Genomic DNA, 20,373 nt, shown 5'->3' with positions numbered 1-20,373 from the left:
CCCTACTCGCCCCCGCGCAGGATGGAGTTGCCCTCGTGCAGGCCCTCCGCCTCGGGGACTTCGAGCCGAAGACGGCCGCTGAGGCCATAGAAGGCGACCGGGTTGCGCCACAGCACCTGGTCGACATCGTCCTCGCCGAAGCCGGCCGCGAGCATGGCGTCGGCGACCTTGCGGGTTTTCAGCGGGTCGCTCTTTCCCCAGTCGGCCGCCGAGTTGACGAGGACCTTCTCCGTTCCGTACGTCCTCAGAATCCCGACCATGCGGTCCTCGTCCATCTTGGTGTCCGGGTAGACGGAGAAGCCGAGCCAGCAGCCGCTGTCCTTCGCGCGTTTGACGGTCATCTCGTTGAGGTGGTCGAACAGCACCCGCTCCATCGGCAGGCTCGACTCGTGGACGACGTCCACGGTGCGGTGCAGACCGGCGAGCTTGTCGCGGTGGGGCGTGTGGACCAGGGCGGGCAGGCCATGGTCGGCGGCGAGCTGGAGCTGGGCGGCCAGCGTGATGTCCTCGGCCGGTGTCATGGAGTCGTAGCCGATCTCGCCGACGGCGACGACGCCGTCCTTGACGAGGTAGCGGGGCAGGGCGTCCAGAACCGGCGTGCAGCGTGGGTCGTTGGCCTCTTTGGGGTTGAGCGCGATGGTGCAGTGATGGGCGATGCCGTACTGGGCGGCGCGGAAGGGCTCCCAGCCGAGGAGGGCGTCGAAGTAGTCGAAGAAGCTGGCGGGACAGGTGCGGGGCTGCCCCAGCCAGAAGGACGGTTCGACGACGGCGCGCACACCGGCGGCGTACATCGCCTCGTAGTCGTCGGTGGTGCGGGACGTCATATGGATGTGCGGGTCGAAGATACGCATCAAAGCTCCTTGGGCGCTTCGCCCGTCAGGGTCAGCACGCGACCGAGGTCGTCGGGGACGTCGCGGCCGGCGGCTGTTCGCTCGGCGGCGTAGTCGGTGAGCATGCGTGCCAGTTCGCCGTCGCCGGCCGCCCGCTGCGCCAGGCTCGCGACCGCGTCGAGGGAGACGCCGGCGAAAAGGCACTTCAGGACGGCGTGACGCCAGGCGTGCGGATCGAGGTGGGCGGCGGCGTACGGGCCGACGGCGGCGGCGACGAGCCTGGTGTCGTTGCTGCGCAGAGCGTCCTCGACGAGGTGGACGGCGTGCGGTCCTGCGACCAGGGCCGGCAGTGCAGGGAGCACGGCGCGGCGTTCGGCGGCACTGCCGTGCTGGTAGAGCCGGGTCAGCGTGTCGAGTCCTGCCCGGGCCTCGACCAGCAGCAGCGTACGGACGGCGTCCGCGTTGCCGTGGCCGCAATGCCGCCCGGCGGTGGCGAACCGCAGCTCCCAGGTGTGGGCGAGGTACGGGGAGGTGACCGCCGGCGGTGTCTGTGCCGCGGACGCGGCGTCGGTCAGCGCTTCGTCGAACCAGGCGCGCGCGGTGTCGTCGGACAGCGCCGCGGTGATGTTGTCGCGGGTCCAGGGAGGCGTTTGCGTCATGCTGCCGACGCTCCCTTCGTAGTGGCTGCCACGGTCCGGAGGAACTCGACGGAGGACCGGGCCAGTTCGGGCCCTGCGTGGGAGTGGCGGGGCAGCTCGACGACGGTGAGGCCCTGGTAGCCGGTGGCGGCGAGCGCGTCCAGTACGGGCGGGAAGTCGATCTCGCCGTCGCCGAACGGCAGATGCTCGTGCACCCCGCGGCGCATGTCCTCGATCTGCACATGCCGCAGCCAGGGCGCGGCTGCACGGACGCACTCGGCGGGCGGATCCGGCTCCAGGCACTGGCAGTGGCCGATGTCGAGGGTGAGGCCGAGCGGAGGAGGGCTGCCGAGCGACGTGCGCAGGTGATGGAAGTCGGCGAGGGTGGCGAGGAGGTGGCCCGGTTCGGGTTCGATCGCCAGCGGCACGCCGGCTGTGGCCGCGGCGTCAAGCACGGGCTCGAGCGCTTCGTGCAGGCGCTGCCACGCGGTGTCGTCGTCGGTGCCGGGCGGCGTGCTGCCGCTGAAGCAGTGCACGGCGTGCGCTCCGAGGTCCGCCGCGACCCTGACCGCCGTGATCAGCAGCCGGCTGCGGACGGCACGCCCCTCGGGGTCCGGGTCGAGCAGCGACGGACCGTGCTTGCGGTACGGGTCGAGCACGTAGCGAGCGCCGGTCTCGACGGTCGCGGTGAGACCGAGCGCGCCGAGCCGACGCGCGATTCCGGCGGTACGGGCGGCGAGATCGGGGGCGAGCGGGTCGAGGTGCATGTGGTCGAGCGTGAGCCCGACGCCGTCGTACCCCAGGTCGGCGAGCAGGCCGAGGGCGTCGTCGAGACGGAGGTCGGTGAGACCGTTGGTGCCGTAACCGAGGCGGAGTCCCTGTCGGCGGCTCAAGTGAGACTCACCTTCCGTGCGAGCGTGCGGGCCACGGGTACGAGCCCCAGCACGGCGAGAGCGGTGACGTTCGCCCCGGACCGGGCGGCGAGCGCGGCCTGGAGCGGAATCATGGCGCGGATCCCGCCGCCGACGGCGCGCTGCGTGAGGGGCGGCGACGGGTTGAGGGCGGCGTGCAGGCAGGGAATGGCAGCGGTACGGACGTACGCGGCGGCCGCACATGCCGGGATGGGCCCTGCCGTCGCGTGTGTCCGTGCCGACAGCAGGCCGAGGGCGGTTGTCGTGCCGAGGGCGGCGATGGGGGTGAGTGTGGAACCGCCGTGCGCCTCGTGCCGCGAGACGGCGGTGACGGCGTAGGTGTGGGCGGCCAGCGCGACGGCCGAGGCGGCGGTGCGAAGGGCGGTGCCGGGCGTGGCGGAATGTCCCCCGCCCCGTCCCTGTCCTTTGTCCCGCCCCTGACGGGACATCAGGGGCTGTGGTTCCCCGCTCACGGCCACAGCCCCGCCCCGCGGTGTGCGAGCGCCCGGACCTGAGAGCGCCGGTCCGGCAGCGGGAGCGCCTGAGACAGGACCGGACGGCGCTGTGGCACCGCCTCGTCGCGGCAGCGGGCCGGGAGCGGACGCGGGCGGTGCCGTGTCGGCGGCTCTTCGGCGGGACCGCGTCGCGCTGGGCTCTGACATGGTGGCCGTGGCGCCGAGCAGGAGGTCCAGCGCGCGGGCCGCGGCCATCGCCGCCGGGGCCGCGGGGGTGTGCTTCAACCGGAGGTCGTACGCCCAGACCGTGGCGGTCAGTGCCGACGCCACCGCGAGTGTGGGGCGGCCGGCGCGGGCGGCGAACGTCAGGCCCGCCGCGGTGAGGACTCCGGCTGCGCCCAGCGCCGCCGTCGGAGAGATACGGCCGGAGGGGACGGGGCGATGGGGGCGGTCTTCGGCGTCCTCGTCACGGTCGGCCCAGTCGTTGAGCGCCATGCCCGCCTCGTAGAGGCAGAGCGACGCGCCCACGGCGTACGCGGTGCCCCGGTTGGGCCGCAGCCCGGTGGCCGCGGCACCGGCGAGGGCGTCACCGGGCACGGTGAACACCGCGGAGACGCGGAGCAGTTCGGCCCAGTCCCGCAGCCGCGCCCGCCGCCCGTACCGCAGTGCGGGGCTCACGGGGCCCTGATCGTTCCCCGGTCGTGTGCGTCTCAGGGCGTGCGTCGGTGCGGGTGGGGCGAGGCGGGACAGAAGGAAGCAGATCACTGCGCCTCCCGCAGGCGGTCGGCGAACGAAAGCAGCGCGGTGAACTGCTCCGAGAGGCCCGACGGGCCCGCGTCCGGGTCCTTGAAGTAGAAGCCCAGTTCCGGGAGCGGGCCGGACAGGCCCGCCTCGTGGGCGCGGGCGACCAGACGGGCCAGGTCCAGGACGAGCGGTGCGGCCAGGGCCGAGTCGCAGCCCTGCCAGATGGTCTGGAGGATCATGCGCGAGCCGAGGAAGCCTTCGAAGGCGACGTGGTCCCAGGCGGTCTTCCAGTCACCGAGCACCGGTACGTCGTCGATGTGCACCTCACCCTCCGGCGTGTGCCCGAGGGTCTCGGTCAGGACGCGTTCCTTGCCGGCGTTCTTCGCTGCAGCCGCGCCCGGGTCGGCCAGTGCCGCCCCGTCACCTCCGCCCAGCAGATTGGTGCCGGACCAGGCCCTTACCTCCAGGGCGCGCTGGACGAACATCGGGGCGAGCACGGCCCGCAGCAGCGTCTGGCCGGTCTTGCCGTCACGGCCCGCGTGGGGAAGTCCGCCGGCCGCGGCGGCGTCCGTGAGAGCCGGGGTGCGCAGCCCGGTGGACGGCGTGAAGTTGACGTAGGGGCAGCCGGCTCGCAGGGCGGCGGCCGCGTAGAGGGAGCTGGGCGGCAGGCGTTCGGCGTCGGGGGCGGGCAGGGGCTCTGTGGAGGAGACGTTGACGACGACCACCCGTGCCAGTGCGTTGCGCACGCGGAACGAGGTGAGGTCGGCGGTGAAGTCAACGATGAGTTCCCCGTCGCCGCGACTGTCATCCGGGAGCGGGCCGCCGAGCCGTATCTCCTCGTCCGCGGCCTGGAGTTCGGTGCGCACGGCGGAGGCGAGCCCGTGCGGCAGGACGCCCGCTTCGGTGAGGTGTTCGGCCCGCTTGGGCAGCGGGCAGTGGGCGGTGTCGTGGCCGCCGAAGACGAGTGAGGGCAGGGGCGGCAGACCGGTGCCGTCGAACGGTGGAGTCTCGGTGACCATGCCGGTCGGCGGATGCAGTCCGGCGGTGACGGCCGCGCATCCGGCGACGGCGGTGGTGGCCACCGATCCTCGGGCTCCGACGAACCAGACACCGGTGCGTGCGGTCCGCCCGCCGATCTGGGGCTCCGATGCGTTCCCGTCGTTGTTCACGGGCGGCCTCCCTGCCATGTCGATGTTCCGATGTGGTGTGGACGGTGGGTGGGCGCTCGGGGCTTCCCGCCCACCGCCCACATTTGGGCGGCTTTGGCCGCGACCCAGGAGGGCTGCTCCGTGGCTGCGCGGTTACGGCGTGCGAGTGGGCGGCAAAGTGCCACCGTGAGAGATGCGGGGTACCTGAGGGTTCCTGGCCCTGCGCTGTGCAGGGCCGTCCTCCGTGGGCCGGTCGAACGAGCGGTGCGCCATGCGACCTGAATGGGCCGTCAGTCTCGAACCACTGTGTGGTGCCTGTATACGAAGGGACCGTAGCCTCGTTCGTCCTTGACCGGAACCCCTTGCGCAATGAATACGGCGGACTTCTTCCTTGATCAGGACAAAGCCGTGTCCGGGCAGCCCTGATCAGCCCGGCGGCTCTCCCGCCGCCGGGCACTGACCTGGTCGGCTCCCAGCAGGTCGGGGGTAGGCAGACACGGTTCGCCGGCGCCCCGACCGGGCGTGAGCTGTGCCGATTTGCTGCTTCGCCGCGAGGCGCGGCCTGCCACCACGGCGCCGCTCGAAACCGGCGGCATGCACCTCTTACCGCGGAGCGCCTAGCCTTCCAGAACGGCCTAGTTGTCGCGGCCTCCGAAGGCGGCGTCGAAGGACGCCGAAGGCGGGTCGAAGTCGAATCGCTTCAGATGGGCGAGTGCTTGCGGCGCACCTACGAGACGGTCCATGCCGGCGTCCTCCCACTCCACGGAGACCGGCCCTTCGTAGCCGATCGAACGCAGCATCCGGAACACGTCCTCCCAGGGAACGTCGCCGTGCCCGGCGGAGACGAAGTCCCAACCGCGCCGCGGGTCACCCCAGGGCAGATGGGAGCCGAGCCGCCCGTTGCGCCCGTCCAGACGCTTGCGGGCCTCCTTGCAGTCGACGTGGTAGATCCGGTCTCGGAAGTCGTAGAGGAAGCCGACCGGGTCCAGGTCCTGCCAGACGAAGTGGCTGGGGTCGAAGTTGAGCCCGAAGGCAGGTCGGTCGTCCACCGCTTCCAAGGCGCGTTTGGTGGTCCAGTAGTCGTAGGCGATCTCGCTCGGATGGACCTCGTGGGCGAAGCGGACGCCCTCGGCGTCGAACACGTCCAGGATCGGGTTCCAGCGCTCCGCGAAGTCCTCGTAACCGCGCTCGATCATCCGCTCCGGAACCGGCGGGAACATCGCCACCAGATGCCAGATCGACGATCCGGTGAAACCGACGACCGTGTCGACGCCGAAGGCGGCCGCGGCACGCGCCGTGTCCTTGATCTCGGCCGCGGCACGCCTGCGTACGCCCTCCGGATCTCCGTCGCCCCAGATGCGGGCGGGCAGGATGCCCTGGTGCCGTTCGTCGATGGGATTGTCACAGACGGCCTGGCCGACAAGGTGGTTGGAGATCGCCCAGCACTTCAGGCCGTACTTCTCCAGCAGGGCGTGCCGACCGGCCAGGTAGGACGGATCGGCCAGGGCCTTGTCGACCTCGAAGTGGTCGCCCCAGCAGGCAAGTTCGAGGCCGTCGTAGCCGAAGTCGGCGGCCCGTCGGCAGACTTCCTCCAACGGCAGATCGGCCCACTGACCGGTGAACAGGGTGAACGGGCGTGGCATGGTGCCTCCGAGCGGGGTTCCTGCCGGATCTCTACCGGACTTCGGCCTCGACGGCCTGGACAGGGGTGTAGACGGCGTTCTTCTGCGCGCTCTCCTCCACCGCGGCGAGTACCCGTTGCACCTGCAGACCGTCGGCGAACGAAGGCATCGGGTCGGTGCCGGAGGCGATGGCCTCGACCAGGTCGCGGGCCTGGTGGGCGAAGGTGTGCTCGTAGCCGAGCACGTGGCCCGGCGGCCACCAGCCCTCCAGGTAGGGATGTTCGGCCTCGGTGACGACGATCCTGCGGAACCCCGCCGTGGCGGCGGGTTCCCGGTGGTCGTGGAAGGACAGCTCGTTGAGCCGCTCGAGGTCGAAGGCGAGCGAACCGAACTCGCCGTTGATCTCCAGCCGCAGGGCGTTCTTGCGCCCGGACGCCATCCGGGTCGCCTCGAACGTGGCGAGTGCTCCCGAGGCGAGCCGGCCGGTGAAGACGGCCGCGTCGTCGACCGTCACCGGCCCACGCTGGGTGCCGCCGGAGGCGGTCAGGCCCAAGGAGGCACCGTCGAGGCGGGGGCGTTCCCTGACGAAGGTCTCCATCTGGGCGGAGACCCCGACCAGCACCTCGCCCGCCAGGTACTGAGCGAGGTCGACGATATGCGCGCCGAGGTCGCCGAGCGCCCCCGATCCCGCGTGCTCCCGTTGCAACCGCCACGTCAGCGGGAAGTCGGGGTCGACCAGCCAGTCCTGGAGATAGCTGACCCGCACGTGGCGCAACGTGCCGAGCCTGCCCTCGGCGATGAGGCGGCGGGCGTAGGTGAGGGCGGGCACGCGCCGGTAGTTGAAGCCCACCATGGCCAACTGCCCGCGCGAGCGGGCCGCTTCGGCGGCCGCGGCCATCGCCTCCGCCTCGGCGACCGAATTGGCCAGCGGCTTCTCGCACAGCACGTGCTTGCCCGCCTCCAGTGCCGCGATTGCGATTTCCGCATGGCTGTCGCCCGGTGTGCAGATGTCGACGAGTTGCACGTCGTCGCGGGCTATGAGGGCGCGCCAGTCGGTCTCCGCCGAGGCCCAGCCATGCTTGTCGGCCGCCGCCCGCACGGCGTGCGCGTCGCGGCCGGCGATCGCGGCCAGGACCGGCCGCAGCGGCAGGTCGAACACGTGCCCTACGGTGCGCCACCCTTGCGAGTGTGCGGCGCCCATGAACGCGTAGCCGACCATGCCCACGCCGAGTGCCGGTGCGGTTGGACTGTCCCTCTGTTCCATACGGATTCCTCCTCGTCGGAGTGTCACTGACTCGTCGCTGTGTTCATGGGGCACGCGGCCCGGACCGGTCAGATGAAGCCGGTCGGCAGGTACTGGTCGACGTTGTCCTTGGTGACCACGGCGGAGTAGAGGGTCAGCGAGGACGGGATCTCGAACTCGGCGAGGCCGCCGACGCCCTTGCCCTGGCCGAGCGCCCGGGCGAGATCGATGGCGGAGGCGGCCATCGTCGGCGGGTACAGGACGGTCGCCTTGAGCACGCTGTTGCCGGCCTTGATGGCCTCCATCGCGGACTTGGCACCCGCGCCGCCGACCATCAGGAAGTCGTCGCGGCCGGCCTGGTCGATGGCGCGCAGCGCGCCCACGCCCTGGTCGTCGTCGTGGTTCCACAGCGCGTCGAACTGCGACTGGGCCTGCAGCAGTTGCGCCATCTTGGCCTGGCCGGACTCGACCGTGAAGTCGGCCGCCTGGCGGGCCACCTTCTTGATGTTCGGGTAGTTCTTCAAAGCGTCGTCGAAGCCCCTGGTGCGCTGCTGCGTCAGTTCGAGGTTGTCGAGGCCGGCGAGTTCGACGACCTTGGCGTTCTTCTTGTCCTTGAGCTGTTCGCCGATGTAGTGGCCGGCGTTGAGTCCCATGCCGTAGTTGTCTCCGCCGATCCAGCAGCGGTACGCCTGCGGGGAGGCGAACACACGGTCCAGGTTGACGACGGGGATACCCGCCCTCATGGCCTGCAGGCCGACCTGGGTGAGTGCCTTGCCGTCGGCCGGCAGGACCACCAGGACGTCGACCTTCTTGTTGATCAGCGTCTGGATCTGGCCGATCTGCTGGGCGGTGTCGTTGGACCCCTCGGTGATTTCCAGCGTGACGTCGGAGTATTTCTTCGCACGCGACTTGGCGTTGTCGTTGATGGCGTTGAGCCAGCCGTGGTCGGCCTGGGGGCCGGCGAAGCCGATGGTGACGGCCTTGCCCGGCTTGTCGTCCGCGACCGGGGCAGCGTTGTCCGCGGCCTTTTCCTGGTTCTTGGGCTCATTGCTGGTGCAGGCCGTCAGCAGCGCGCCGGCGGAAACGGCTGCGGTGCCGAACAGCAGTGCTCTGCGGCTGGTGGCGGGGGTTCTTGCCATGGCGGATCGACCCTTCGACTGGGCGGTGTGCGGGGAGGAAGTGGGGGTGCCGGACGACGGTGTCGGGGGCCGCCGTCCAGCGGTGCTGCACGGCGTCAGGCGTCGCCGCCACGCAGCGAGCGACGCTGGACCAGGACGGCGGCGACGATGATGGCGCCCTTCGCGATCTGCTGGACAGCGGTCTCGAGGTTGTTCAGAGCGAAGATGTTGGTGATCGTGGTGAAGACCAGAACACCGAGGACGGAGCCGACGATGGTGCCGCGACCGCCGCTGAGCAGGGTGCCGCCGATGATCGCCGCTGCGATGGCGTCCAGCTCGTAGAGGTTGCCGTTGGTGTTCTGACCCGACCCGGCGAGCACGATCAGCATGAACGCGGCGATACCGCAGCACAGTCCGGACAGCAGGTACAGATACAGGCGCTGGCGACGCACGTCGATGCCTGCTAGTCGTGCCGCTTCCGCGTTGCCGCCGACGGCGACGGTGCGGCGGCCGAAGGTGGTGCGGTTGAGCAGCAGCCAGCCGATGACGGTGACCGCGGCGAAGATCAGGGCAAGGGGCGGGATGCCGAGGATGTAGGCGTCCCTGGCACCGAGATCGAGCACCGATTCGACGCTCACGATCTGGGTGCTGCCGTCCGTGATCTGCAACGCCAGGCCCCGGGCGGAGGCGAGCATGGCCAACGTCGCGATGAACGGCACCATCCTCCCGTAGGCGACCAGCACACCGTTCACGAGACCACAGCCCACACCAACGATCACAGCGGTGAAGAGAATGCCCGCGAAGCCGAACTCCTGCGTGGCCACGGTCGTCGCCCACACCGAGGAGAGCGCCACGATCGCGCCGACCGACAGGTCGATCCCGCCGCTGGTGATGACGAACGTCATGCCGACGGTGACGACGCCGATCACGGACGCCTGGGTGAGGACGAGCTGGAGATTGCTGGTCGCAAGGAACTCGTCCGGTGCGGTGATGCCACCGACCGCGACGAGGACGGCGAGGACTCCGAGCAATGACAGACTGCGTACGTCCCACCGCAGACCGAGTCGGCGTGAACTCTCCTGGCCCCCCGCGGACTTGGCGGCGGACGTCGGCGCTTCCTTCTGCGCCGCAGTGGCCGGCTGCGTCATGGCGTCAGGCTCCCTTCCATCACAAGATCAAGTACACGGTGCTCGTCGAGCTCCCGGGCGTCCGCCGTGTGCACGACGCTGCCTTCACGGAGCACCAGCACCCGGTCGGCGAGACCCAGGACTTCGGGCACCTCGCTGGACACGAGAAGTACGGCAAGGCCCTCGTCGGCCAGTCGGCGAATCACTGCGTAGAGCTCCGCCCTGGCGCCGATGTCGACCCCCCTGGTCGGCTCGTCCAGCAGCAGCACCTTGCAGCCTCGCAACAGCCAGCGTGCGAGCACCGCCTTCTGCTGGTTGCCGCCGGACAGGGTCCTGATCGCGGCATCGGGATTGTCCGGCCGCAGGGACAGTTCCCGAACCGCCTGATGCGCCGCGGCTCGCTCGCTACGCCGGTCGAGCCAGCCCGCGCGGGAGAACCGGGACAGGGTGGAGACCGAGACGTTGCTGCTGACCGACTCCAGCATCAGCAGGCCCTGCGCCTTGCGTTCCTCGGGCGCGAGGCCGATGCCGGCGCGAACGGCGGCGCGGACACTTCCCGGGCGCAGGGGTGTGCCGTCGACGAGGACACGGCCGCCGTCGGGCTTGCGAGCCCCGTAGATCGTCTCCAGGATCTCGCTGCGCCCGGACCCGACGAGCCCGGCAAGACCGACGATCTCACCGGGCCGCAACTCCAGATCGACGGGCGTGAACTCCCCTCGCCGGGTCAGCCCTTCGACCTTCAGCACCGGCTCCCGCCCCGTGGCAAACCCGGCCTTGGGGCGCTCGGGGAAGACGTACTCCACATTCCGCCCGGTCATCAGCGCCACGACCTCATGGGTCGGCGTCGACTTGGCGGGCAGACCGCCCGCAACCGACCGGCCCTCCTTCAGGACCGTGACCCGGTCGCCGATGCGCCGGATCTCCTCAAGACGGTGGGAGATGTAGATGACGGCGACACCATCGGCCGTCAGATCGCCCACGATCCTGAAAAGGTTGTCCACTTCTTCGGGGTCGAGCGCAGCCGACGGCTCGTCCATCACGATCAACCGGACCTCGTGGGACAGCGCGCGGGCCATCGAGACGATCTGCTGCTGCGCCGCGGACAGGTCACCGACGAGCCTCGTCGGATCGATCTCCGAGTGCCCCAGACGCCTCAGCAACTCCGCGGTCGACGTACGGGCGGCAGAGCCGCGCACGACGAACCCGGCTGACGTGGGTTCGTGCCCGAGGAAGACGTTCTCGGCGACGGACAGCCCCTCGATCAGATCGAGTTCCTGGTAGATGGTGGCGATGCCGAGTCGCATGGCGGCGATCGGTGATCCCAAGGTCACGGGCTCATCCCGCCAGGTGATCTCACCGCTGTCCGGCTGGTGAGCTCCGGCGAGCACTTTGATCAAAGTGGACTTGCCGGCCCCGTTCTGGCCGAGGAGGCAGTGGACCTCACCGGCCAGGACCTCGAGATCCACACCGTCCAGGGCGCGAACACCCGGGAACGACTTGGTGATACCGGACATGGTGAGCAGGGGTGGTTGTGGTGCCATGAGGAATCCCCTCGGCGGATGCGGGCCGTGAGCGGGCAGGGCTGGACAGGGTGGTTCGGGTACATGGGCGGCACTGGAGGGCCCTGACGTGGTGTGCGCTGGGACGTACAGGTTGGGCGGCAGGGCAGGCCCAATGGCCCGGCAACCATGCCCCGGCGGGAACTGGCCGCCGACGATTCATGCGGTGGTTACGGCGGTACTGCGGAAGTTCCGATGGCGCCATGGGGTTGCCGAGGCGCCGTGGGCGGGTGGTGACGTGAGCTCAGTTGCGGTGACGCTTCGTCGCGGTGACGCCACGGGGTTGTAGTGGCGCGAGTGGTGGTCTCCCGCCTGCGGGGTCGGGCAGCCGTCAGGCCGGTGAGAAGACGTGGTCGCTGATGAGCCGGGCCGCGCCGATGGCTCCGGCCGCCGGCCCCAACTCACCCAGCACGATCGGCAGGTTGCGCGTGGCCAGTGGCAACGACTGCCGGTACACCTCGGTCCGGACACTGGCCAGCAACGTGTGCCCGAGCCCGGTCACACCGCCACCGATTACCACCAGCCCAGGATTGAAGAAACTGACAAGCCCGGCGATGACCTGACCCAGACGCTTGCCGCCCTCCCGAATCAGCTCCCGTGCCACCGCGTCCCCTGCCGCCGCGGCAGCCGACACGTCCTCGGCCGTCAAACGCCCGGCCGTCTCCAGCCGGGCAGCGAGCTGTGCCGACCGGCCCTCACACGCGGCCCTCTCCGCGTCATCGGCCAACGCGGCGCCGCTGAAGTGAGCCTCCAGGCAGCCCCGGTTGCCACACGCGCACGCGCGACCTCCCGGTTCCACCTGGATATGACCGATGTCGCCGGCACTGCCTGTCGTACCGCGGTAGACCTCGCCACCGACGACGATGCCGCAGCCGATGCCGGTGCCGATCTTGACGCAGAGGAAGTCGGCCGCGGAGCGTGCGACGCCCGCGTGCTGCTCCCCCATCGCCATCAGGTTCACGTCGTTGTCGACCATGACCGGGCAGGCGAGTTCCTGGCTGAGCGCCTCCCGCACCGGGAAGCCGTCCCAGCCCGGCATGATCGGCGGAGCCACCGGTACGCCTTCGGGGAAGCGAACCGGCCCCGGGACGCCGATGCCTGCGCCGTCGAAGCCCTCCGCGAGCCCGGAGGCCCTCAACTTGGCAGCCATGGACAGCACTTGCTCGAAGACCGCCACCGGGCCCTCCCGGACATCCATGGGTTGATTCAGATGCCCCAGGACCTCCAACTCCGCGTTCGTCACGGCGACGTCGATCGACGTGGCACCGATATCGACACCGAGGAAACGCAGCGTCGGCGCGAGCCGGATGTTGTGCGACCGGCGACCGCCCCGGGAGGGGGCAAGCCCGTCCGCGACAACCAGCCCCGTCTCCAGCAGCCGGTCCACCTCGACTGCCAGCTTCGAACGGGACAGGTCCACCAGATCACCCAGCTGGGCACGGGAGTTGGACCCGTTGTCCCGCAGTAGACGAAGCAGCCGGGCCTGATGCGCGTTCTCCGGTCGAGCAGTCATCCGTCTCACGATCCCTCCTCTCCCCTCACCCGCGGCTGGGGACCCGAACACCTGTCTCCCGCCGGCCGACCGCCAGGCTGTCGGAGAGGAACGTAACAACGATTTTCCAGACTGGGAAGTACTTACGCAACAACAGGGTGCCTCTTTTCCCACACGCAGGACAAAGCTCGGGTGACCTCCGAGAGTCATACGACAGGGCCGTCCGCGTCACCGGCGGGAGCGCGTCGCAGGCGATCATCCCGGTGCCAGAGCAGGACATCTCGGGCCCGCTCAAGGAGTCGACTCTCGTGCCGGTGCCGCACCCGCTTGCCGGCGGCGGTGCGCCGTCCGAACCGGGGTGAACTGGTCGCTGAGACGCCGCGCCGTGCTCTGCAGGACCCCGCACGGCAGGGCGAGGAATTGCCGACCGCTCCCGTGACCGCCGACCGGGCAGACCGGTATTGCCGGCCAAAACGCCATGACCGGCTTCCCCGCGGCGGCGACGCACTGAACTCCCGGGTGCCGCGGGGGGGGTGAGGACGGGCTGCACATCCTGCACGCCACCTATCACGACGACGCCCCGCCCGGCCTGCGAGAGCTGAGGTCAGCGCGGGTCCTGCGGCAGACCTGGGCCCAGCAGTACCGGCACGACGAAGCGGGCCGATTCCGCCGAAGAACACCGGCAAAGCCTCAGCAGACGGCCTGCCGGATCCCGCTTCAGCACGGGTGTCGTGGCCCACGATGGAGATCGCCACCCCGTACGACCCCGAGGCACGCTACAGCCAGAAGGCCGCCGCGACCGGCCAGCGCGCCTGGATCGGCCACCACGATCACCAGACCCGAGACCTACGACGAAACAAGCCCCGACGTCATCGTTCAGGCGGTCGCCTGCCAGGGCTTTCAACCCCTCGAGCAACGTCGTGGACGGCGGCCATGTCACCCCGGACAGCAATCCACCAAGCAGCCCTGACATGGGACATTCCGCCGCTCGGTCCGACCGCGCGGCGACCCGCAAGCAACCGGTAGCGGTACTGTGCCATCCGCGCAGGCTGCGAGGCCACTTGAAGTTCAGGTGTATGGAGGTGGCCCCGGAGGGCGGCTTGATTTGGGACCACGTCCTGCCGGGCTGCAACGTGGGCCGACGCGGTGGCGCCGGGCCTGCCCACGGCTGTTGTCAGCGGGAGCAGATCACGCTCTGGCCCGGTCCACTGTGCCGGGCTCGACGGGGAGGGCAGGCATGGGCGTCTCCCTCACGTATCTGCACCGCGGGCATGCCGCTCGTGCGTCGGCGGGCCTCGGCGAACATCGCCGGGTCATGGTCCACGCCGATCACTGTGCCGTTCACTCCGACGCGCTCCGCCAGCGCGGGCAGGTCAATACCAGGGCCGCGACTACCCCACTGCGGGACCGCGCATAGGCCCCGTCGCCTGCCGAGCCTCCGGCATGCCGGTGTGCACCAACGCCCATCCGGCCTCGGGGACCGTATTGCGTCCCACCCCCAACTACTCCATCAGCACAGGCTCCGATGGGAATCCGGGCCTGTATGACGCCCCGCGGGTGACCGCCCCGGCCGACGGCGAGGCGCTGCTGCTGGCTTCGCGACTTCCGCCCGGCATCCAGGTCACGCCAGCCTCACATCCCAGACACTCCCCACACGAAGACCACGACCAGCGGCCCCGGTGCGTCGATCGATGCCCCAGCGGCCCCTTCCCGGGCGCGAATTCGTGGATTCCCGCGTCACGGAGCGTCTGTGCCTCCGCTTCGGGGGCACATGGCAGTGGATCGGGTGTGAATGCCACCCGGCCGAAGACCGCCGCGAGCCGCAGACCCGTGGGAGCCCCGATGCCGACCGCCGTGCCGGAAAGAGCCGCCGGAGGGACTGGAGAAGGACCCGTAGCGGTGTGGCCGGGCCGCTCGTCCGTCCTGCCCCGCGGTACTGGCAGGACCGTCGCGCGCATCGGCGTACTGACCGTCTGCCAGGCCGCCCTGATAGTGGGCTTCGGGCTCCTGATCACGGGCCCCGCCCGGAACGTGTGGCCGCTGCTCGCCGGTGCCCACCCCAAAGAGCAGACAACCGCGGTCGTGGCGCCGGCCGGCCGACGGATGATGCGGCTGCCTGAAACGCTTCGAACACACCCGCAGTCCGCTTCCGGAGGAGCCCGTGTCCCGGTCGGCCGGCCACAGCGCGGTCCAGCACGAAGGCCTGCCGAAGTTTCGTGACCTTCCCGACGACGGCTACGACATCGAGGACGACAACGGCGACGGTCGGCCCCTCCTGCGACACGCCGTCGATGTCGAAATCGACGGCCACATACAAGGTGGCGAACCCCGCACGACCAGCCGCACCACTACCCTCGCGGCCTGTGTCTTCCGCGTCATGGCTGCTCGGTGTTCGCGGCCGTCGTACGGTCTCCAGGCTGCGGCCTCGCCTGAACGGGGAGGGGAAGAGGGCGGGCCGGTGTGTCGAAGGTGTAGGCGTCGGCGTCGAAATGGCGCAAGCGGCGCACGAGCCGTCCGGTGGACCACGGCCAGGCGAAGGCGTTGTGCCCGCTGGGAGTGAAGTAGTAGCTGGTGCAGCCGCCCGTGTTGTAGACCGTGGTCGCGAGCGCCTCCTGGACGGCGGTGTGGTGCGCCGCCTGTGCGTCCGGCCGTACGTGCAGAGCGCGGTGGCCGCTTTGGTCGAGATGGGCCAGGGCAGCGGTGAGGTACGTCAGCTGGGCTTCCAGGACAGTGATCGCGGAGGTGGAGCCCCCGAGCAGGTTGGGTCCCAGGAGCAGGAAGAGGTTGGGGAAGCCGCTCACGGTGGTGCCGAGGTACGCCTGCGGTTCACCGCCCCAGACTTCGTCGAGCGTCTGGCCGTCCGTGCCGTACAGGGTCGTGGCCAGCGGCAGCTCACCGACGCGGAAGCCGGTGGCTTCGATGAGCACGTCGGTGGGGACGGTGGTGCCGTCGGCGCCGACGACCTCGTTGCCGCGTACGGCGGTCACGGCGGTGGGACGCAGGCGCACGTGCGGCTGGGACAGGGCCCGGTAGAAGGTGCTCGACGTCAGAAGGCGTTTGCAGCCCAACCGGTAATCCGGTGTCAGGTGCCGGCGCAGCTGCCGGTCGCGGACCGCGAGGCGCAGGTGGGCGCGGGCGCCCGCCTCGAGGAGGCGGCCGGCCTGCGGGTGGCGGAAGGCGTAGCCGAAGCCCTCCTGCAGGACGTACTGGCCGGCGCGCAGGGCACCGCGCGCGCCGGGGACGCGGTCCACAAGCCGGTTGAGCGCTGCGGGGACCGGCAGATCGGGCTTGGGCAGTACCCAGGGGGCGGTGCGCTGGAAGAGGTCCACGGTCGCGGCCTGGGCTTCGATGGCCGGGACGATCTGGACGGCGGAGGCGCCGGTGCCCACCACCGTCACCCGTCGCCCGCTCAGGTCGACACTGTGGTCCCACTGGGCGGTGTGGAACACGGGCCCGTCGAAGTCCTCGAGGCCGGGGGTCTCCAGGCGGCGCGGGATGTGCCACGGGCCAGTGGCCAGGACCAGTACCGCCGCGCTGTAGGTTCCGTCGCTGGTCTCCAGCAGCCAGCGGCCGGCCGTCCCGTCCCACCGGGCCCCCAGCACCTGCACACCGCAGCGCAGCACGTCATCAAGCCGGTACCGCTCGGCCGTCGCCCGCAGATAGGCGAGGATCTCCCTCTGTCCGGCGAAGACCCTGCTCCATGCGGCATCCGGTGTGAAGGAGTAGCTGTAGAGCGTCGAGGGCACATCGCAGGCACAGCCCGGGTAGGTGTTCTCCCTCCAGGTTCCGCCGAGTTGCCTCTCCTTCTCCAGAACCAGCACGTCGTCAAACCCCGCCTCGCGAAGCCGGACGGCGGCACCGACCCCGGAGAACCCCGCCCCGACGACCACGGCCCGCACGTCCCTGACAGCCCGCGCCCTCTGCTCCGGGATCACAGCAACGCTCCAGCCAGGCGGCCTGCGAACAGGCCACAGTTCGCACACAGCTCCCGCGGAGCCGTTCCGCGGGCAGACCCCGATAATGGGGTTTGAGGCGAGGCGGTTTCGGCGGCGGCGTGGGCCGACAGGGCGATCGGGGCCAAGCCCCGCTTGAGTGGTGTGATCACGCACCGCCAACGATCCCGACGCCGTGGCGTCACCCCGCCCGAGCAGACCCAAGCGCAATCGACCGCGACGTCGTGGTGAACCTCAGTGGCATTACTTCAACCCGCCCTGCACGTCCTGCACGTCCTGCAACTGGTGGGCATCGACGCCCTCATCACCTGCCGCCCCGCCCTCAAGCAGGCCTTCGAGCCCTGACCGCCCTACTGGGGCTGGTCCGGAGCTTCGTCCTGGCGCGAGCGGCGCTGCGCGGCGTCGCCCAGTTCCTGGCTCACCGCCTGGGGCAGTGGCTGCTGCCCCGGCGCCCGGTCGATCACCGGCTCGGCGACCGTGTGCGCTTTGATGCATCGGAGGCCAGGTCCGGCAGGCCGTGTCCTTGGCCGCCAGTGGCCTGCCGACGGCGTATGCCGCGCCGGTCGGCCCGTTGATCCCACATCCGGAGCGAGTAGGCGTGTCGGCATGGCTGAAGTGGTGGAGGCTGGACTGTGGGGGCTGGTGGCGGGCTCGGCGCTGCTGCTCGGTGCCGCGTTGGGGTACGGGCTACGGGTGCCGCAGAAGGTGATCGCGACCGTGATGGCCTTCGGGGCCGGGGTGCTGATCTCAGCGGTGTCCTTCGACTGGTCGAGGAGGCGGGGCTTGCTCCCGCGGCCGTGGGCACTCTCATCGGCGCCTTGGCCTACACCGGGGGAAACGTGTGGCTGGCCCGCCGAGGTGCCCGCCACCGCAAACTCTCCGGCCACGCCCGAGCGCAGGCGCAGCCCTCGGAGGCCGAGCAGGGCGGGTCCGGGACGGCGCTCGCGCTCGGCGCCCTGCTCGACGGGGTGCCGGAGTCCGCGGTGATCGGCGTCAGCCTGCTCGACGGCGGCGCGGTGAGTCTGGTGACGGTGGCCGCGGTGTTCATCAGCAACGTTCCCGAGGGGCTGTCCAGTTCGGTGGGGATGAAGAAGGCCAGCCGCACCAAGGGGTACGTCTTCGGTGTCTGGGCGGCTATCGCCGCCGCGAGCACGGTGTCGGCCGTCCTCGGTTACACGGTGGTCGGTTCCTTCTCCCCCGCCATGATCGCCGCGGTGACCGCGGTGACCGCGGTGGCGGCCGGGGCGATGCTCGCCATGGTCGCCGACACGATGATCCCCGAAGCGTTCGACGACGCGCACCTGGCCATCGGGCTGATCACCGTCAGCGGCTTCCTGGTCTCCTTCGCCCTCTCCCACACCTGACCGCTGACGTGAGGTGGAGCCCGTCGTGTGCGTCCGGTGCCGTTGGCCCTCGTCGCTTGCCGTGAAACTGCCCACAGGGGCGCATCTGCCGTTGATGGTGGGCACTTGCTGTGCCATGAAATGGACGCGTCGGGCAGCAGGGGCGGTTCGGCGTCATGGCCGGGCTGTTGTAGGGGCGGTGCGGCGGGCGTGGACGGAACCGGGCCGTGAACGCGATTTGCTGGTGCAGGCCGGCAAGGCGGCGCTGGCCGCATGGGTGGCGTGGGCGGTGGCGGGGTGGTGGTTGCAGGCTCCGATGGCGTTCGTCGCTCCGTGGATGGCGGTCGTGCTGGTGGAGTCGACGGTCTACCGGTCGCTCGCGCACGGTCTGCAGCAGTTGGCGGCGCTCGCGGCCGGTACGGTGGCGGCGACCGCCGTCGCGTTGGCAGTGCACAGCACGATGGCCACGATGGTTGTCGTGCTTCCCGGTACTCCTGCTGGCGCAGTGGCAGCGCCTGGGCAGCCAGGGCATCTACGCCGCCACCGGCGCACTGTTCGTCCTGACCAACGGACAGGTCACCCTCACGATCTCGGGCGCGCGCATCGCGGAGGCGACCTTCGGAGCGGTGGTCGGCATCACGGTCAACGCACTGATCCGGCCCCCGGTGTACCTGCGTGACACCCGGGCCGCCCTCCAGGACGCCGCCATCCTGGACGCGGTGGCCGAGGGGCTGGACGACGGTGAGTGGGACGATCACGCGGCCGGCGAGTGGCACGAGCGCGCGCTGCGGCTGGGACGCCTGGTCGATCAGGCCCGCTCCGCGATCGGCTGGAGCCGCGAAAGCATGCGGGGCAATCACCGACGCCGCGATACGGGTGCCGTCTCCCCGCCCGGCAAGGCCTACGACGATGCGCTGGCGGTACTGGACCATGTCGCCGTGTACACCGTAGGCGTGACACGCACCGTGCTGGAGACCGTGAGCCACAACGACAAGGCAGCCCGCCCCGGCCCGCAGATCACCGGCCCTTACGCCGACTTCCTGCGCCAGACCGCACGCGTCATCGGGCTGTACGGCCAGACCCAATTCGCAGGAACCGGCACAGCGCAGTCCGCCGACGGGGCCCTGCGCGAGGCGGTCGATGAACTGCGCCGCAGCCTCGACGAACTCCACCTGAGGCTGCCCGACACTGTGCACGACGAACCCGATGCACTGGCAACCCACGGCGCGCTGCTGTCCCAGGCCCGCCATCTGGCCGACCAGTTCGTCCAGGACTGAGAAGAAGGCATGCTGGGCGTACTCCGTCGGCGATGGCCGAGGTACTCCTGCGTACTGGCGGGGAGCTGTGCACGGTATTCGAGATCCGGTTCGTCGGGACGGCCGAGCCGGTCGTCATCAAGATCTATGACGATCAGTGGCGCTGGAAACAGGAGAAGGAGATCTGGGTCTACCAGCTGCTTCAGCAGCACGGTGTCGGGCCGGTGCCTGCCGTGCTGCACCATGGGGACGCCGACAACGCGCTCGGGCGCTGCTACACGGTGATGACGATGCTCAGGGGCCAGCCGTTGTCCGCCGTCCGCCACGCCCTCGACAGGGCATCGCTGCGGGAGATCTACCGTCAGATCGGGGGCTGCATGGCTGCAATCCACCAGATCCCGCAGGGCGCCTACGGATACCTCACCACGCGGGTTCTGGATCCCGAGCCGACGAACACCGCCTACATGACACGGCAGTTCGACAAGAAGCTCAGGGAGTACGCCGATCACGGGGGCGATGCGGAGCTGGCGACGGCCATCGAAGCGAGGGTCGCTCGGCAGGCTGACCTGCTCGGCGCGTGCCGGCATGCCGTGTTGTGCCACAACGACCTGCACGAGGGCAACGTCCTGGTCGCCGAGGAAGGCGGCGGATGGCAGGTCAGCGGCTTCATCGACGTGGAGAACGCGATTGCCGCGGATCCGCTGATGGACGTGGCCAAGACCGACTACTACTCCGTCCACGACGACCAGGACAAGCGCGAAGCGCTCTGCGACGGCTACGGAACGCTGCCCGCCGACTGGCGCGAGCGGGTCGGCCTCTACCGCCTCTACCACGCTCTGGAACTGTGGGACTGGTTCGCCTCCATCGGCAACACGGCGCCGTTGGAGGACATCACCGGCGACATCCGGCGGATGACGGCCTGATCTGTACCCTG

General features: G+C 70.2%; 14 protein-coding genes and 2 pseudogenes. 3 read left to right on the top strand and 13 right to left on the bottom strand.

The features are described from left to right. Positions 1-2 precede the first annotated feature (2 nt). The 13 genes from ACFPIH_RS48535 to ACFPIH_RS48475 form a co-directional block, all read right to left on the bottom strand. The gene (locus ACFPIH_RS48535; protein ID WP_381185362.1) at positions 3-851 is read right to left on the bottom strand and encodes a TatD family hydrolase; all 849 of its coding nucleotides are present in this window, start codon (positions 849-851) and stop codon (positions 3-5) included. Then, positions 851-1,489, bottom strand: coding sequence for an EboA domain-containing protein (locus ACFPIH_RS48530; RefSeq protein WP_381185361.1), 639 nt, complete (start codon positions 1,487-1,489; stop codon positions 851-853). The genes ACFPIH_RS48535 and ACFPIH_RS48530 overlap by 1 nt, the downstream gene beginning before the upstream one ends. Next, a complete protein-coding gene (locus tag ACFPIH_RS48525; RefSeq protein ID WP_381185359.1) occupies positions 1,486-2,361 on the bottom strand; it encodes a sugar phosphate isomerase/epimerase family protein in 876 nt (291 codons plus the stop codon). The genes ACFPIH_RS48530 and ACFPIH_RS48525 overlap by 4 nt, the downstream gene beginning before the upstream one ends. After that, the gene (locus ACFPIH_RS48520) at positions 2,358-3,512 is read right to left on the bottom strand and encodes a UbiA family prenyltransferase (RefSeq protein WP_417801386.1); all 1,155 of its coding nucleotides are present in this window, start codon (positions 3,510-3,512) and stop codon (positions 2,358-2,360) included. Before ACFPIH_RS48520 ends, ACFPIH_RS48525 begins: the two co-directional genes overlap by 4 nt. Before the next feature lie 83 nt (positions 3,513-3,595). Next, positions 3,596-4,747: an inositol-3-phosphate synthase gene (locus ACFPIH_RS48515; protein WP_381185356.1), complete on the bottom strand. Its 1,152-nt coding sequence runs from the start codon at positions 4,745-4,747 to the stop codon at positions 3,596-3,598. Between the two features lie 614 nt (positions 4,748-5,361). After that, a complete protein-coding gene (locus ACFPIH_RS48510; protein ID WP_381185354.1) occupies positions 5,362-6,369 on the bottom strand; it encodes a sugar phosphate isomerase/epimerase family protein in 1,008 nt (335 codons plus the stop codon). Positions 6,370-6,400: 31 nt separating this feature from the next. Next, positions 6,401-7,612, bottom strand: a complete 1,212-nt coding sequence (locus tag ACFPIH_RS48505; protein ID WP_381185352.1) for a Gfo/Idh/MocA family protein — start codon at positions 7,610-7,612, stop codon at positions 6,401-6,403. A gap of 68 nt (positions 7,613-7,680) precedes the next feature. Next, a complete protein-coding gene (locus ACFPIH_RS48500) occupies positions 7,681-8,730 on the bottom strand; it encodes a substrate-binding domain-containing protein (RefSeq protein ID WP_381185349.1) in 1,050 nt (349 codons plus the stop codon). Positions 8,731-8,825: 95 nt separating this feature from the next. Then, the gene (locus ACFPIH_RS48495) at positions 8,826-9,857 is read right to left on the bottom strand and encodes an ABC transporter permease (RefSeq protein WP_381185346.1); all 1,032 of its coding nucleotides are present in this window, start codon (positions 9,855-9,857) and stop codon (positions 8,826-8,828) included. Next, a complete protein-coding gene (locus ACFPIH_RS48490) occupies positions 9,854-11,377 on the bottom strand; it encodes a sugar ABC transporter ATP-binding protein (protein WP_381185344.1) in 1,524 nt (507 codons plus the stop codon). The genes ACFPIH_RS48495 and ACFPIH_RS48490 overlap by 4 nt, the downstream gene beginning before the upstream one ends. Before the next feature lie 349 nt (positions 11,378-11,726). After that, entirely contained in the window at positions 11,727-12,908 is a 1,182-nt protein-coding gene (locus ACFPIH_RS48485) for an ROK family transcriptional regulator (RefSeq protein ID WP_381185448.1), read from the bottom strand. Positions 12,909-14,061: 1,153 nt separating this feature from the next. Next, a complete protein-coding gene (locus ACFPIH_RS48480; protein ID WP_381185445.1) occupies positions 14,062-14,220 on the bottom strand; it encodes a class I SAM-dependent methyltransferase in 159 nt (52 codons plus the stop codon). 1,042 nt (positions 14,221-15,262) lie between these two features. Further along, on the bottom strand, positions 15,263-16,822 hold the full coding sequence (locus ACFPIH_RS48475; protein ID WP_381185341.1) for a flavin-containing monooxygenase: 1,560 nt from the start codon (positions 16,820-16,822) through the stop codon (positions 15,263-15,265). Between the two features lie 624 nt (positions 16,823-17,446). On the opposite strand from ACFPIH_RS48475, the pseudogene ACFPIH_RS48470 reads away from it, so the two are divergent. The 3 genes and pseudogenes from ACFPIH_RS48470 to ACFPIH_RS48460 all read left to right on the top strand — a co-directional run bounded on the left by ACFPIH_RS48470 (position 17,447) and on the right by ACFPIH_RS48460 (position 20,362). Continuing rightward, a pseudogene (locus tag ACFPIH_RS48470) lies at positions 17,447-18,204 on the top strand (ZIP family metal transporter). Between the two features lie 115 nt (positions 18,205-18,319). Continuing rightward, a pseudogene (locus ACFPIH_RS48465) lies at positions 18,320-19,460 on the top strand (aromatic acid exporter family protein). 32 nt (positions 19,461-19,492) lie between these two features. Continuing rightward, positions 19,493-20,362 carry a phosphotransferase family protein gene (locus ACFPIH_RS48460; protein WP_381185338.1) on the top strand — a complete coding sequence of 290 codons (870 nt, stop codon included), beginning with the start codon at positions 19,493-19,495 and terminating at the stop codon, positions 20,360-20,362. The last annotated feature ends 11 nt before the right edge of the window (positions 20,363-20,373 follow it).

The organism is Streptomyces vulcanius (genome assembly GCF_042653945.1).
GTDB classification, from domain to species: Bacteria; Actinomycetota; Actinomycetes; order Streptomycetales; family Streptomycetaceae; genus Streptomyces; species Streptomyces mangrovi.
This window is presented reverse-complemented; position numbering and strand designations above follow the sequence as displayed.

Coding starts and splice junctions, on each gene's coding strand:
- ACFPIH_RS48535 (WP_381185362.1), bottom strand. CDS start 851: ATGCGTATCTTCGACCCGCACATCCATATGACGTCCCGCACCACCGAC.
- ACFPIH_RS48530 (WP_381185361.1), bottom strand. CDS start 1,489: ATGACGCAAACGCCTCCCTGGACCCGCGACAACATCACCGCGGCGCTG.
- ACFPIH_RS48510 (WP_381185354.1), bottom strand. CDS start 6,369: ATGCCACGCCCGTTCACCCTGTTCACCGGTCAGTGGGCCGATCTGCCG.
- ACFPIH_RS48505 (WP_381185352.1), bottom strand. CDS start 7,612: ATGGAACAGAGGGACAGTCCAACCGCACCGGCACTCGGCGTGGGCATG.
- ACFPIH_RS48500 (WP_381185349.1), bottom strand. CDS start 8,730: ATGGCAAGAACCCCCGCCACCAGCCGCAGAGCACTGCTGTTCGGCACC.
- ACFPIH_RS48495 (WP_381185346.1), bottom strand. CDS start 9,857: ATGACGCAGCCGGCCACTGCGGCGCAGAAGGAAGCGCCGACGTCCGCC.
- ACFPIH_RS48490 (WP_381185344.1), bottom strand. CDS start 11,377: ATGGCACCACAACCACCCCTGCTCACCATGTCCGGTATCACCAAGTCG.
- ACFPIH_RS48485 (WP_381185448.1), bottom strand. CDS start 12,908: ATGACTGCTCGACCGGAGAACGCGCATCAGGCCCGGCTGCTTCGTCTA.
- ACFPIH_RS48460 (WP_381185338.1), top strand. CDS start 19,493: ATGGCCGAGGTACTCCTGCGTACTGGCGGGGAGCTGTGCACGGTATTC.